We start from the raw sequence: 14,289 nt of genomic DNA, 5'->3' as shown, positions 1-14,289 counted from the left end.
CTGGCCAACAACGAGGAGAAGTGGCCACTCATGATCCGCCCTGCGTTCGCCCGCCATGGAGCTCGGCGAAGGAATTCAAGGTTCGCTCCAGCCTGGCCAGCAACCATTCGCTCGCCTCGGAAGCAAATTCCTCCCGCTCGAGGCCCTCCAGCAGCGACTGAAGTGGAAGGCCCGTGGCTTGCGATGTCGGGCGGGCCCGGAAGAACTCCTCCACTGCCAAGACACCTGAGCGAAGGCCTGCGTCCTCCAGGTAGTCGACGATGTCGAGTTCGAAGTCGACCAGCTGGAGGCTCACGCCGCCCGCGCCGCAGCCGCAGCTGGAGCCGAGCGCAACGTGACGCATCGCCAGCTCGCTCCACAGGCGTGAGAGCCTGGAGGCGCGCTGCGACAGGTCATCGGCCATGACGACGCTCACTGGCCGGCCCAGGCGAGGTCGGTGGAGCCGTTGCCGCCGTTGGCCGGCGTGCTGCGCAGCGTGCGCGTCGCTTCATGGTCAACCTGCCCCCTTGAGTCCAGCGCGACGCGGTAGACCTCGCGCGCCACCTTGGCGCTCACGTAGCCCTCGCGCACGTCCTCCGCGACCAGATCGACGTCTCGCTCCAGCGGATCGCCGAAGCCGCCCCCGCCGCCCGACAGCATCTTGTAGGCGTCGCCACGCTCCAGCCGCACGTTGAAGATCTTTGCGTTCAGGTGGTCGGTCTTCCACTCGCCCTTGTGGCGTACGGCCAGGCCGTTGCCCATGGCGTCGCCGCCGCCTTCCAGGCCCCAGGGCTTGCAGTGCACGCGGTCGATGCGAGTCGTCACGGTGAAGGGCGAGAGCGCCTGCACCACCATCTCCGCACCCAGGCCACCGCGGTACTGACCCGCGCCGGCACTGTCCTGACGGATCTGGTACTTCTCGACCAGCACCGGGTACTTGGCCTCGAGTTGCTCCGTCGGGCTGTTGTGCGTGTCGCCGTCGTTGATGCAGACCGTGACGGACACGCCGTCCTCGCTGCTCTTCGCGCCCCAGCCGCCGCCCAGCGGCCCGATGCCCACGATGAAGAGCCGCCCGTCCTCCGGCGAGATGCCATGGATGTTGGGGAACACCAGGTCGGCATGGTGGCCGGCGATGGAACGGTCGGGGATGGCCGGGGCCAATGCCTTGAAGATGGTGTCGATCACCGTCATCGGGAAGGTCATCCACACCCGCATCGGGTAGGGCCGTTCGGCGCTGATCACCGTGCCCATCGGCATGATCACCTTCAGCGAACGGAAGCTCCCGTCGTTGACCGGGTAGTCCGTCGGCGTGGTCAGGCACTTGTAGGCCACCTGCGCGCAGGCGATGCCGGTGGTGAAGCCCGAGTTGTAGAAGCCGCGCACCTGCTTGCTGACGTCCGACAGGTCCACCGTCATCTCCTCGCCCTGGACGGTCACTTTCACGCGGATCGGGATGCGCTTGCCGATCTCCAGGCCGTCGTCGTCCATGAAGGATTCGGCCTCGTACACGCCGTCGGGGATCGACAGCGTGTTCTTGCGCGCGACCGCCTCGGAGGAATCCATGATCTGGCGGATCGAGCCGTTCACCGCATCGGCGCCGTAGCGCTGCAGCAGCTCGACGTAGCGGCGCTCGCCCGTGGTGATCGCCGTGATCTGCGCGCGCAGGTCGCCCAGTGCCCGCTCGGCCAGCCGCACGTTCATCGCGATGATGTCGATGAGGTCCTGATTGACCACGCCCTCGCGCTGGTACTTCATGATGGGGATCTGAATCCCCTCGCTGAAGATGTCGGTGGTCACGTTGCCCAGCGTGCCGCCCACGTCCAGCCAGTGCGCCATGCAGCAGGTGAAGCCTTCGAGCCGGCCCTCGTGGTACACCGGCATGGTGAAGGTGAAATGGTTCAGGTGGCTGCCGGTGGTGTAGGCGTCGTTGGTGACCAGGATGTCGCCGGGCAGGATGTTGTCGTAGCCGAAGTGCTTGATCTTCGCCTTGACCGTCTCCGACATGCCGCGGATGAACATCGGCAGGCCCAGACCGATGGACACCGTGTCGCCCTCCTTGGTGAACAGGCCGACCGTGAAGTCCAGGGCCTCGTAGATGATGAGGTTGTAGGCGGTGCGGGTGAGGTTGGTCTTCATCTCCTCCGTCACGGCGTACAAGCCGTTGCGGATGATCTCGACGGTGACGGGATCGACCGTCGCGGGGGTGTTCGTAGGGGTGCTCATGTCCGATCGCTCCCGATGGAGATTTGAAGATTGCCGAGTTCGTCCACGCGCATCTCGTCGCCTGGTTGCATCACGGTGGTCGAGGCGTGCTCCTCGATCAGCGCCGCGCCGCTGACAACGTTGCCCGAGCGCAGCAGATCGCGCCGGTAGACCGGCGTGTCGGCCCAGCCGCCGGATCGGAAGTACACCGGCTTGACAGCACGCATCGCGGCCTTCTCGGGTTTGGACGAGCCCTCGTCCACCTGGTGCCTTGGCGGCTTCTTCATCGTGCCGAGCACGGTGACGCGCAGGCTCACCAGGTCAGCCGGTTCCTTCGGTGCCGAAGTGCCGTAGCGCACCTTGTGGAGCTCGTCGAACTGCTGCTTGATCGCGGAGCGGTCCTTACCCTCGAAGAAGGCCATCGGCAGGTCCACCGTGACGGCGTGCTCCTGACCCACGTAGCGCATGTCCGCGGCACGCTCGATCACGACGCCGTCTGCCTTCATGCCGGACTGCTCCAGCGCGGCACGGCCTTCGTCTTCCATCGTCTTGTAGGCCGATTCGATTTCCTCGAAGGACACATCGTTGAGCTTGCGGAACACCGAGCGCACGTAGTCGTAGCGCAAGTCGGAGAACAGCATCCCGTAGGCCGAGAAGTAGCCTGGGGCGTACGGGATCAGCACCTTGCGGATGCCGATTTCGCGCGCGATCGCCGAGGCGTGCAGCGGCCCGGCGCCGCCATACACCACCATGGTGAAGCTGCCGGCGTCCAGGCCGCGTTCGGTGGTCACGGCCTTCACGGCATGCGACATCTGCGTCACCGCGATTCGCAGGATGCCATCGGCCGCTTCGGTCGGGTCCAGGCCCAAGGGGCCGGCCACGCGCTCGGCCATCTGGCGCTTGCAGCCTTCCAGATCGAGCTTGAGTTCGCCGCCGAGGAAGTTGTCGGCGTCGAGCCGGCCCAGCACCAGGTTGGCATCGGTCACGGTCGGCTCCTTGCCGCCGCGGCCATAGGCCACCGGACCGGGGATGGAGCCGGCGCTCTGCGGTCCCACGCGCAGCGCATTGCCGGTCTCCACGCGCGCGATCGAGCCACCGCCGGTGCCGACTTCGTGGATATCCATCATCGGGATCTGGATCGGCAGCGCGCGCTCATAGCCGCCGATCAGGGCGGAGCCCGTCGTGAGCGGCCGGCCCTCGCTGATCACGCCTGCCTTGGCCGTCGTGCCGCCCATGTCGAAGGCGATCGCATCGCCCATGCCGAGCTGCGCGCAGATGGCCTGCGCCCCGATCACGCCGGCCGCGGGGCCCGACTCCAGCATGCGAACGCAGCCGACGCGCGCATGCTCGATCGGAAACAGGCCACCGGTCGACTGCACGATGTAGAAATCGCCGCCGAAGCCCTTGCCGGAAAGGTGAGTTTCAAGCTGACCGAGGTATTCGGAGACGCGCGGCCCGACGTAGGCGTTGGCCACGACCGTGGAGACGCGCTCGAATTCGCGGTATTCCTGCGACAGCTCGTGCGATGCAGAAACAAAAGCACCCGGCAGCTCTTCCTGCAGGATCTGCTTGACGCGCTGTTCGTGTGCAGGATTGCGATAGGAATGCAGCAGCAGCACCGCCACCGCCTCGATGTTCTGGCCCTTCAGCTCGCGGGCCAGCTCTCGCACCGCGCCCTCGTCCAGCGGTTTGTGCAAGCTGCCGTCGGCGCGCAGGCGCTCGGCCACCTCGAAGCGCAGCGAGCGCTTGACCAGCGGCTGGTGCTTGTTGAAGAACAGGTTGTAGGCATCCGGACGGTTGACGCGGCCGATCTCGTAGATGTCGCGAAAGCCCTCCGTGATCAGAAGCGCCGTGTTGGCGCCGTTGCGCTCCAGCAGCGTGTTGATGGCGATGGTGGAGCCGTGCAGGAACAGCTGGCCGTTGCGCACATCGATGTCGGCGCTGTCCAGCGTGGCCTGGATACCGTTGACGAGCTGGCCGTGTGTCGAAAGCGCCTTGCCGAACATCAGCTTGCCGGTGGACTCGTCGAAAGCGGCCATGTCGGTGAAGGTGCCGCCGATGTCGACCGCAATGCGCAGATGGGGTTTGGATTGGGTTGCCATGTGTGTCTCGGCGCCTCAGGCTGCCGTTCCGATGCGGTTGCGCAGAATGCCCAGGCCGGTGATCTCCACCTCGACCACGTCGCCTTCCTTCATGTACAGCGGCGGCTCGCGGCGGTCGCCGACGCCCCCGGGCGTTCCGGTGGCGATCACGTCACCGGGCGACAGCGGCGTGAAGCGGGAGATGTACTCGACCAGCACGGGAATGTTGAAGATCAGATCGTCGATGCTCGCGTGCTGCATCACGTTGCCGTTGACACGCGTCTCCAGCGTCAGCTTGGTGACGTCCGGCACCTCATCGCGGGTCACCAGATACGGTCCGAACGGCGCGGTACCGGGGAAGTTCTTACCCGGCGTGAACTGGTGCGTGTGGCGCTGCCAATCGCGAACGCTGATGTCGTTCAGGCACGCATAGCCCGCGATGTGCTCGAAGGCCTGCGCCTTGGGGATGTCGCGTCCGGCCTTGCCGATCACGAAAGCCAGTTCGCCTTCCCAGTCGAAGCGCTCGGAAAAGGCCGGGCGCAGAACGGTGTCTTCATGCGCGGCCAGCGTGTCGTTGAAGCGGATGAACAGCGACGGATATTCGCTGTCACCGCGCTTGGTCTCGGCCACGTGGGTCTTGTAGTTCAGCCCCACGCAGATCAGCTTGGGAGGATTGGGAATGACCGGCAGCGCGCGCACCGCCGTGGCCTGCACAGTGCTGCCGCCTGCCGCGGCCGCCTGCTCGAGTTCTTGCAAGGCATCGGCACGCAATACCGACAGGAGGTCGGGATGCCGGCCGAGGAAATCGGCCGGCGGCAGTCGGTAGTGGTCTCCTTGCACCACGCCGTAAGTGGCCTGCCCGGCGTGTATGAAGCTGGTGAGTTTCAAACGAGTCTCCTTGGTCCAAATCGCTGCGTTGGTTTGCTCGGAATGAGTCGGTTGCAGCAGCCAAGGCAAATGTAAAAATCCAGGAGCTCCCCGCATAGATAGAATTCAGAGCAATCAGACTTGCCATATTTGGCATATCGCGAATGGGGTGTCCCTATGAACGTCGCGGCCGTCAGGCTCTTTCTGGAGGTGTTGGACGCTGGCAGCCTGAGCAAGGTCGCGGCCAGGCGACAGACGGTGCAGTCGCACATCAGCCGCCAGATCCATGACTTCGAAGCGGGTTTCGGCGGCCCTCTGTTCCGGCGAACGGGCAGGGGCGTGGCGCCGACCGAACTGGGCGAGCGCGCGGCGGTGCGGCTACGGTCCTGGCTGCTCGAGACCGATCGTCTGGCGGAGGAACTTCGCGAGGAATCGGGCAAACTGCTCGGCGAGGTCCGCCTGGGCGTCATCCCGTCGGCAGCGCATCCACTGATGACACGGCTTTTTGAGCGCCTGCAGGTCGAGCACCCGGGCATCCGTCTCAACATCGCCGAAGCTCAGGGCACCGAGCTCAACGCCATGCTTGACAGCGGGGCGGTCGACATGGCGATCCTCTTTCGATTCAATCGCCCGAGCGGTAGCGAAGAAAAGCTGCTGAGCGTTGCGCATACCTACTTGATTGCTGCACCGGGTGACGGGCTCACGAAAGAGCCCACGGTCAACTTCTCGTGCTTGTCCGGTCTGCGCCTGGTGCTTCCTCGACGTCCCAGTCATTGGCGCAATGCACTTGACGAGGCAGCCCGAAGCCTGGGCTTCGCGCTGACCCCCGTCGCCGAAGTCGATTCGCTGACGATGCAGAAGGAACTCGTGGCACAGACGGCTGGCCTCTATTCGATGATGGGACCGTACTCGATTGCCACGGAGCTGCAACGCGGCCGTCTTCAGGCCAGCAAGCTCGTCAAGCCTGATCTCTTTCGCCACGTGACGCTGGCGTTCCCCAAGCAAGGCAAGCTTTCGCCCGCGTGCAGGATGGTTGCCGAGATGATTCAGCAGATTGTTCGCGCATGGGGGAGCGAGCTCACCGAGCCCACGGGCGCGTCCGGGCGATCTCACCGCTCGGCGATGTAGTGCTGGGTCGTCACCGCCTCGCCGTCGCGCAAGAACATCCGCACACGCGCCTCGATGTCCTGGTCGGCCAGCGTGGCCCGGGCACGCTGGTGCAGGTAGTCGGCCCAGGAGGCGACGATGAATCGCTCGACGTAGCGCGACGGATCGCCGAGGTCGCGATAGACGCGCCACAGGGTGGCGCCGTCGCGGCGCCGCGAGGCGCGCAGCTGGGTCACGGCATTCAGGAACTCCTCGGCTTCGCCGGCGCGGATGCGATAGCCGATCTCCACCGACACCGGGCCATCGTCCGGAAGCGGCTGGTCCTTGATGAAAAGATCTTCCCAGAGCGCGACGGGCGTGACCTCGGGCGAAGCGCCCATCCGCAGGGGCAGCCAGCGGGCGAGAAAGATGCCTCCCGTCATGGCGAGGGCTGCGATGCTGAGCGCAATGGCCAGCCCGGTGATGCCGGAAACCGCGCCCCAGAATGCCGAGCCGATGGCGAACGAGCCCAGCGCGCTGACCGTGTGCAGTGCCACGGCGCGCGAACGGACCCAGGGCGGCGCGCTGGACTGGGTGGCGGTGTTGAAGGTGGCCATGACCGCCATCCAGGCGGCGCCGCCGATGGCAAGTGCCGCGAAGACCACAGTGGGAATGCGCACGAAGGCAGCGATGAGCATCACCGTGGCGAAGACCATGCACCCCAGGGCGACGAGGCGCTCGAGCCCCAGGCGCGCGCGCAACTTGCCCAGCACCAGGCCCGCAGCGACCGCGCCTGTGCCCAGGCATCCCATGAGGAAGCCGAATCCGGCGGCGCCCAACTTGAGTTGTTGTGCCGCGATGGCCGGCAACAGCGCCCACAGCGCCGAGCCGGTGCCGCTGTAGGCGACGGTGCGCAGCAGCTGGGCCAGGATCATCGGCGAGTGCCTTGCATAGCGCAGGCCCGCGACAGTGCCGCTCCAGAGGCGCTCCGCCGGCAGGGGCGACTGGGCATGCGGGGCAGGGGGCCAGCGCCGCACCGCTTGCATCATCACCAGTGCGCTCGCCACCGCGACTACGAACACCCAGCCTGCACCGAGCCATGCGAATACGAAGCCCGCGATGGAGGGCCCCAAGGCCCGCGCGCTGTTCCAGGCGATCGACATCGCCGTGATGGCTTGTGGCATGTCCTCGCGCGGCACCGTGTCCGCCACGCTGGTGTTCCAGGCCGGTGACAGCAGCGCCGTGCGAGCATCCGGCGGCAAAGGTGAACAGCAGCGTCGCCGGTCCCGCCCGCCCAATGCGAGCAGGGACAGGACAACGACGATGGCCACCTGAACGGCGAGCGCATTAGGATCAGCCGCCGCCTGGTCGGTGGTGTCGGCCAGCACGCCGGCCGGCAGTGCCAGCAGGAACATCGGCAGGAACACGGCGGTCTGTACCAAGGCCGCGAGGAAAGAGGAGCCCGTGAGCTCCACCATGAGCCACGAAGCCGCCATGACCTGCATGGCGTTGCCGGTGAAATAGATGGCGCTGCCGGTCCACAGCCCGCGGAATGCGGGCAGGCGCAAGGGCGACCAGAGGGAGTGGGATGCGGAGGACATCGACGGAGCTTCGCGGGGGGCCGGATTCGATTGCATTCTGCCCTCCAAACCTGGCCTAGACTCCCGCGTCCGTGTTCAACAAAGGATTCTTCCGATGACATTCGCATCGACCACCCGTGCGGCCGCGAGACCTTGGCTGCCTCGTTTCTTGTTGGGGCTCGGCGCGGCCATGTTGGTGTCCGCGCTTCATGCCCAGCCCCACAAGGAGGTCCTCGACCGATCTGCCGGCTACAAGGATGAAGCGCTGTTGCTGCTGGAACGCCTGGTCAACATCGACTCCGGCTCGGCCAACACCGCGGGTCTCGAGAAGGTGCGCGGCGTGGTGGTGGAAGAGTTGCAAAAGCTCGGCGGGAAGATCGAGACCTTTCCGGCGACGCCGCATCCCGGAACCAACGTGGTTGCGAGCTTCGAGGGCACGGGCAGCCGCAAGATCCTGCTGATGGCGCACATCGACACGGTCTTCCCCGACGGCACGGCGAAAGCCAAGCCCTTCTACATCAAGGACGGCCGTGCTTACGGCCCCGGCGTGATGGACAACAAGGGCGGCGTGGTCGCCGGGCTGTACGCGCTCAAGATCCTGAAGGCGATGAACTTCAGGGACTATGGCCGCATCACCTTCCTGATCGACACCAATGAAGAGGTGGGTTCGCTGGACACCACGGCGCTGATCCGTCGCGTCGCCAAGGAACACGATGTCACGCTCAACCTGGAGCCCGGCCGCCCGGCGGACGGCCTGGTGGTGTGGCGCAAGGGCAGTGCCACGGCGACCGTGGAGGTCAAGGGGCGCGCAGCCCATGCCGGGGTGGCGCCGGACTCGGGCCGCAACGCCGCCATGGAGGTGGCCCACCAGATCCTGCAGCTCGGCAAGCTGGGCGATGCGGAAAAGCTCACCACGATCAACTTCACCGTGCTGAACGCCAACGGCGCCACCAACGTGATCCCCGAGAATGCATCCGCCAAGGGCGACGTCCGCGCCGTGACGCGCGAAGAGTTCGATCGCATCGAGCGCGACCTGGCCCGCGTCTCGCAGAACAAGCTGATCGCCGACACGCAGGTCAAGACGATGCTGTCGCGCGGCCTGCCGCCGATGCCGCGCACGCCGCAGTCCGACGCACTGGTCAAGACGGCCGAATCGATCTACGCCGAGATCGGCAAGAAGCTCACCATCGAGGGCTCCGGCGGCGCCGCCGACGCGAGCCTGGCCGCCGATGTCGGCGTTCCCACGCTCGATGGCTTCGGGATCGTCGGCGGCGGTATTCATACGCCGGACGAGTATGCAGAGGTCGAGAGCGTGGTTCCGCGCTTCTACCTGCTCACGCGCATGGTGATGGAGCTCAGCAAGAAGCCTTAGGCAGCTAGCTTCCATGGCGACAAGGTAGCACTAGTGTGCTACAGTGGCCGAGGCAGGATTCACGATGTCCACAACCACCATTCGCATTGAGGATGACTTGAAGGCGCGGGTCGCCGCAGCTGCGGAGCGAGCCGGGAAAACCACCCACGCCTTTATCGTCGAGGCAATCGCTCAGACTGTCGAACAGGCCGAGATAGAGGAAGAGCATCATCGCGTTGCCGACGAACGCTGGGCCAAGGTGCTTTCGACCGGCAAGACCGTTCCCTGGGATGATGCCAAGGCATATCTTGAGGCTCGCTTGAAGGGTGAGCGGCCGAGGAAGCCGGTAGCCCGCAGGCTCGGTCGGTGAGCGGTCGAGGCGTTCGGCTTGAGCTTGCGCCGGAGGTCCTGCATGACTTCGATCGCTTCTTTGATCACATGGCCCAGTTCGACGGAACCGATGGCCCGGGGTGGATCGAGGAGATCGTTCAGTCCCTGCAAATCTTGACTCTCAGCCCTCTGATCGGTCGGCCCGTGAAAGGCGGCAAGCGCGAATCGGTCATTGGGCACGGATCGCGCGGGTACGTCGCGCTATACCGCTTCATGGCAGATCTCGATACCGTCTTCGTTCTTGCCATACGCAGCCAACGCGAGCGAGGCTTCAAACGCCGGCGCTGAAGTCTGTGATCTCCTTCAACGCAGCGCGCACTGCGCACAACCCGTGCCGTACCCCCTTCCTCGGGCAAGAGCAAATCATGAACAACGCGATGACCATCTCCGAGCAACTCTGGCAAGGGGCGGTCCCGATGGAGGATTGGACCGCTGCGGTCGCCGGCGGCTCGATCACCCCGGTGGGTGAAGACGTCGTGGTCGTACACACCAGCTATGTGTTCGGCAACGTGACGGCGATCCGCACCGCCGATGGCTTGGTTCTGATCGACACCGGCAGCCGCGAGATCGGAGATCAGATCTTCGCCGCCATCCGAAAGTGGGACGGCCGCCCGGTCCACACCGTGATCTATACCCACGGCCACATCGACCACACTTTCGGCGTGCATCTGTATGACGCCGAGGCGGACGAACGCGGTGTGGCACGGCCGCGCATCATCGCGCACCGCGGCGTTCTGGAGCGGTTCTCGCGCTACGACGCCACGCACGGTTTGAACAGCGTCGTCATGGGGAGGCAGTTCAACATCCCGGGCTACGCTTTCCCTGACCGGCATCGACGTCCTGATCAGATCTATGACGATGTGCTCAGCCTGGAGGTAGGCGGCGTGCATCTCGAGCTGACCCATGGACGGGGGGAAACCGACGACGCCACCTTCGTCTGGATGCCACAGAAGCGCGTGCTCATCAGCGGCGATTTCATCATCTGGGCGTTCCCCAACGCCGGCAATCCACGCAAGGTGCAGCGCTATGCGCCGGATTGGGCGCACGCATTGCGCAGGATGGAGGCGTTGGAGCCCGAGACCGTCGTTCCAGGCCACGGGCCCGTCGTCTTCGGTGCCGCTCGTGCGAAGGCGTTGCTTGACGACACGGCCTCCGTGCTGGAAAGCCTGATCCATCAGTCGCTCGATTTGATGAATCAGGGGAAGAGCCTGGAAGAGGTGCTGGCTGGCGTCGTGCCGCCTGCAGAACTGCTCGCCAGGCCTTATCTGAAACCCAAGTACGACGATCCCGAATTCGTCATCCGAGGGATCTATCACTTGTACGCTGGGTGGTTCGACGGCAACCCCGCGCACCTGAAGCCTGCGCCCGCGGCAGAGCTGGCACGCGAACTGGCCGCACTTTGCGGCGGCGCGACTGTACTTGCAGACCGGGCCGCGACGCTTCTGAAAGATGGCAAGACGCGGCTCGCCGCTCACCTGGTTGAGCTGGCCTCGGCAACTGCCCCGGACGACGCTGCCATTCAGCGTGTCCGTGCCGACGTTTACGCAGGCTGCGCTGCGGCCGAGACCTCGTTGATCGGGAAGGCGATCTTCTCGGTGTATCGACGTGACGCTGAAGGCCTCATGCGTTCACCCGGACCAGGACGATGATCGTCACGGGACGCGTCGAGAGAGGTTCAGGACCTGGTTGCCGGACGCAGCACCCGTCGCTCCGCTGTCACTCTGCCACGCACTCGAGCGAGAACAACGGCACATCGGATTGCCGGCTGAGCCACACGCCGCCGCCGATCTCCTTGAACTGCCGCGACAACCCGCGCCGGTACACGTCGGCGCGGTGGCGAAAGAGCTGCGGGTCGGTCAGGCTTTCGTCCACGATGTCGCGTTCGTAGTCCTCGCGCACCACGGCCTCCACGTAGAGAGCGCCCCGGGTCAAGGTCCCGAGGTTGCTCAGCGCGCGCTTCAGATCCAGCGGGCTCAGATAAGCGAGGACGCCCTGGCAGATGAGAAAGTCGAAGGGCTCACCGGCTCGGTAGTCCACGACCGAACCGCGCTCCCACCCGTAGCGCTCGCACAAATACTCGCTGACCTCCACGCCGTGATAGCGCGCCTGCGGGAAATGCTGCGACACGATGTCGCGCCACAGCCCGACGCCGCAGCCGATGTCCAGCACCCGGTGCACGGGTACGCGCAGGTATTTCAGATAGGCGCAGACGAAGGCGCCCAGGCGCTCGATGTGCTGGGGGTCCGCCACCTTGGTCTTCTTGTCGAAGTAATAGCGCTGATAGTAGGACTCGTCGAAGGCGGCGGCACTGACTGATTCCATGGGATCCCTTTTCCAACTCCGCATTCTGTCTCAGCGCCGCTGCATGCAGCCTGGCCTATCACACCAAAGGCTTCGTTCGCCGGCGCAGGTCCGATAAAAAAACTTGAATTGCGCAGGGGCTGCTCGTTCGATGAGCACCGCAATGGAAGCCAAGCGGGATGCGGCTCCGGCGAGATGCTCAGGGGGTTATCCACAGAGTCATGCACCGCCCAAGGGGAAAACAAAGGCTTGACTTCCGTGTTTTGGTGCACTGCAACATGCCATTTCCTCATTGGCAGGCGCACGTTCCATGTGCGCGGGGCCCACGCGTTGCAGCACGCCATGTTGGTGCGCTGCCTGCCATCTTTTCCACAGCAGGATGCAAGCGGCAACTCACCGGCATGGGGCCGTCTGCAGCCGGAGCCCCCCAACTCAGAACCGGCCGCTAGGAGGCCGGACGCGGGCGCGCCGCCGTCCGCCGCCGGAGGCTGAGCCACAGCGCGGCCCCGAGCAGCGGCAGTGCCAGCGCGCAGGCCCCGAACACCGGCGGCGTGCCGATGCGGTCCACCACGACCGACGCGATCGCCACGCCGCAGGAGATGCCCAGGAACATGGCCGCGGCGAACAGGCTGACCGCGGTGCCGCGCAGCGCCGGCACCATCTGGGTGGCATGCGTCTGCAAGGTGCCGTGCAGCATGTAGAAGCCGATGCCGGCGACCAGGCAGGCCGGCAGTGCGAGGGCCCAGTGGCGGCCGATGGCGAGCACGAGCCAGCCCAGGCCCATGGCGAGTCCGGCCGCGAGCACCATGCCGCTTTCGCCCAACAGCGTCAGCAGGCGCCGCGCGGCGAAGGCATAGAAGAAGCCCCCGATGCCATAGAGCGCCACCACCGCGGCCGCCGCCGACAGGCCGAGCCCGAACTCGCGCACCAGGAAGGCCGGCAGGAAGGCCAGGCCGCAGAAAGCGAAGGCGCCTTCGATCGCCACCACCAGCAGCAGCCAGCGCGCCCAAGGCTCGGCCACCACGCTGCGGATGTCGCGCAGGTAGCCGTGCGGGGAGGGCGGCCGCACGGGTTCGGCACGGACTTCGCGGTTGAAGCTGATCGCCAGCCCGCCGGCACCCATCACCACGGCCAGCAACGCGAACACCGCGCGCCAGCCCAGCCACTCGGTAAGCAAGCCGGACACCCACTGGCCGGCGATCATCCCGCCCAGCGACAGCATCAGGAATCGCGCCAGCACCGGCTGCCGCTCGGCGTAGGGCACCGTGTCGCCGACCCAGGCCAGCACCAGCGCGATGATGCCCGCCGCCGTCGCGCCCGCGGCGAAGCGCGCGACCACGAGCATGTCCAGGCTCACGGCGAACAGCGCCAGCGCGTTGCCCACCACGCAGCCCAGCGCGGCGGCGCCGATCACGCGCCGCTTGCCGAAGCGATCGCCGAGCGGGCCGAACAGCAGTTGCAGCAGGCCGTAGGCCACCGCATAGACCGAGACGGTCAGCGCGGCGCGGCCGGTGGTGGTGTCGAAAGCCTTGGCCAGTGCCGGCAGCATCGGGTCGCAGGCGCGCATCATCGCGCTGCTGCAGAAGTGCACCGTGGCGAGTGCGGGCAGGCCGCCGCGCCGCCAGCCGGTCATGCCTTCTGCGCGTCTTGCTTCTCGAAGCCGGGGCGCGGGATCAGCGACAACCAGGCCGTGCTGAGGCCGCCGTCGACCAGCACGTCCTGGCCGTTCACATAGCCCGAGCGCGGGCTGGCCAGGAAGGCCACCACTTCGGCGATGTCCTTCGGTCCGCTGATGCGTCCGGCGGGCACGATGGATTCGCGCTTCTTCAGGACGGACGGATCCTGGTAGATGCCTTCGGTCAGCGGCGTGCGCACCATCGCCGGGCTGACCACGTTGCTGCGGATGCGGTGCTCGCCCAGCTCCACCGCCAACAACTGCGACAGCATCTTCACCCCCGCCTTGCTGATGCTGTAGGGCCCGCTGAAGGGCTGCGGCACCCGGCCCGAGATCGAGGCGATGTGGACCATGCTGCCGCCGCCGGCCGCGATCATCTGGCGGCCGAAGGCCTGCGCGCAAAGCAGGAAGCCATTCAGGTTGACGGCCATCAGCTGGTTCCAGCGTTCCAGCTCGATGTCCATCAGCGCCGCGGCGTAGAGGGTGGCGGCATTGTTCACCAGCACGTCGCAGCGGCCGAGCTCGCCTTGCACCGTCGCGGCCGCGCGCGCCACGTCGGCCTTGTCGGTGATGTCGCAGGCGATCCCGATGGCGCGGGCGCCGGTTTCCGCGATGTCGGCAGCGGCTCGTGCCGCGCCTTGCGCGTCGCGATCCAGCAGCGCGACCTTGGCGCCTACCGTGGCGAGTTCGCGCGCGATCTCGATGCCGATGCCGCCTGCCGCGCCGGTGACGACGCAGACCTTGTCTTCGAGCTGCAACCAGGTTTCTTTCATGGCC

13 protein-coding genes are annotated in these 14,289 nt (G+C 66.1%); 5 read left to right on the top strand and 8 right to left on the bottom strand.

The window, feature by feature from the left end:
* Window positions 1-28 precede the first annotated feature (28 nt).
* From GXN78_RS35950 to GXN78_RS35935, 4 genes are read right to left on the bottom strand one after another with little or no spacing between them, the layout of a single operon-like run.
* Window positions 29-403: a hypothetical protein gene (locus GXN78_RS35950; RefSeq protein WP_106560725.1), complete on the bottom strand. Its 375-nt coding sequence runs from the start codon at window positions 401-403 to the stop codon at window positions 29-31.
* A gap of 8 nt (window positions 404-411) precedes the next feature.
* Complete coding sequence (locus GXN78_RS35945; protein ID WP_106560721.1) at window positions 412-2,202, bottom strand: hydantoinase B/oxoprolinase family protein; 1,791 nt, start codon at window positions 2,200-2,202, stop codon at window positions 412-414.
* Window positions 2,199-4,283, bottom strand: coding sequence for a hydantoinase/oxoprolinase family protein (locus GXN78_RS35940; protein WP_106560722.1), 2,085 nt, complete (start codon window positions 4,281-4,283; stop codon window positions 2,199-2,201). Before GXN78_RS35940 ends, GXN78_RS35945 begins: the two co-directional genes overlap by 4 nt.
* Before the next feature lie 15 nt (window positions 4,284-4,298).
* Window positions 4,299-5,150, bottom strand: a complete 852-nt coding sequence (locus GXN78_RS35935; RefSeq protein ID WP_106560723.1) for a fumarylacetoacetate hydrolase family protein — start codon at window positions 5,148-5,150, stop codon at window positions 4,299-4,301.
* 156 nt (window positions 5,151-5,306) lie between these two features.
* On the opposite strand from GXN78_RS35935, the gene GXN78_RS35930 reads away from it, so the two are divergent.
* Window positions 5,307-6,257 carry a LysR family transcriptional regulator gene (locus GXN78_RS35930; protein ID WP_106560724.1) on the top strand — a complete coding sequence of 317 codons (951 nt, stop codon included), beginning with the start codon at window positions 5,307-5,309 and terminating at the stop codon, window positions 6,255-6,257.
* Here the strand turns inward: GXN78_RS35930 and GXN78_RS35925 are convergent.
* The gene (locus GXN78_RS35925; RefSeq protein WP_239143119.1) at window positions 6,239-7,816 is read right to left on the bottom strand and encodes an MFS transporter; all 1,578 of its coding nucleotides are present in this window, start codon (window positions 7,814-7,816) and stop codon (window positions 6,239-6,241) included. The two genes, GXN78_RS35930 and GXN78_RS35925, sit on opposite strands and share 19 nt — an antisense overlap.
* 169 nt (window positions 7,817-7,985) lie before the next feature.
* On the opposite strand from GXN78_RS35925, the gene GXN78_RS35920 reads away from it, so the two are divergent.
* The 4 genes from GXN78_RS35920 to GXN78_RS35905 all read left to right on the top strand — a co-directional run bounded on the left by GXN78_RS35920 (window position 7,986) and on the right by GXN78_RS35905 (window position 11,185).
* On the top strand, window positions 7,986-9,167 hold the full coding sequence (locus tag GXN78_RS35920; RefSeq protein ID WP_219910127.1) for a M20/M25/M40 family metallo-hydrolase: 1,182 nt from the start codon (window positions 7,986-7,988) through the stop codon (window positions 9,165-9,167).
* A gap of 64 nt (window positions 9,168-9,231) precedes the next feature.
* Entirely contained in the window at window positions 9,232-9,516 is a 285-nt protein-coding gene (locus GXN78_RS35915; protein WP_106560561.1) for a ribbon-helix-helix protein, CopG family, read from the top strand.
* Entirely contained in the window at window positions 9,513-9,824 is a 312-nt protein-coding gene (locus GXN78_RS35910; protein WP_106560560.1) for a type II toxin-antitoxin system RelE/ParE family toxin, read from the top strand. The genes GXN78_RS35915 and GXN78_RS35910 overlap by 4 nt, the downstream gene beginning before the upstream one ends.
* 77 nt (window positions 9,825-9,901) lie before the next feature.
* Window positions 9,902-11,185 (top strand): alkyl sulfatase dimerization domain-containing protein, encoded by a 1,284-nt coding sequence (locus GXN78_RS35905; RefSeq protein WP_146163189.1) that lies wholly within the window; start codon window positions 9,902-9,904, stop codon window positions 11,183-11,185.
* Window positions 11,186-11,252: 67 nt separating this feature from the next.
* Here the strand turns inward: GXN78_RS35905 and GXN78_RS35900 are convergent, their stop codons facing one another.
* The 3 genes from GXN78_RS35900 to GXN78_RS35890 all read right to left on the bottom strand — a co-directional run bounded on the left by GXN78_RS35900 (window position 11,253) and on the right by GXN78_RS35890 (window position 14,285).
* Window positions 11,253-11,858, bottom strand: a complete 606-nt coding sequence (locus GXN78_RS35900; RefSeq protein ID WP_106560558.1) for a class I SAM-dependent methyltransferase — start codon at window positions 11,856-11,858, stop codon at window positions 11,253-11,255.
* A 424-nt stretch (window positions 11,859-12,282) separates the two neighbouring features.
* Window positions 12,283-13,470 (bottom strand): MFS transporter, encoded by a 1,188-nt coding sequence (locus GXN78_RS35895; RefSeq protein WP_106560557.1) that lies wholly within the window; start codon window positions 13,468-13,470, stop codon window positions 12,283-12,285.
* Window positions 13,467-14,285, bottom strand: coding sequence for an SDR family oxidoreductase (locus tag GXN78_RS35890; protein WP_106560556.1), 819 nt, complete (start codon window positions 14,283-14,285; stop codon window positions 13,467-13,469). Before GXN78_RS35890 ends, GXN78_RS35895 begins: the two co-directional genes overlap by 4 nt.
* Window positions 14,286-14,289: the final 4 nt, after the last annotated feature.

This window comes from Variovorax sp. WS11 (assembly GCF_010499245.1).
Classification (GTDB): domain Bacteria; phylum Pseudomonadota; class Gammaproteobacteria; order Burkholderiales; family Burkholderiaceae_C; genus Variovorax.
Note: the sequence above shows the minus strand (reverse complement) of the source record. Positions and strands in the feature narration are given on the sequence as shown.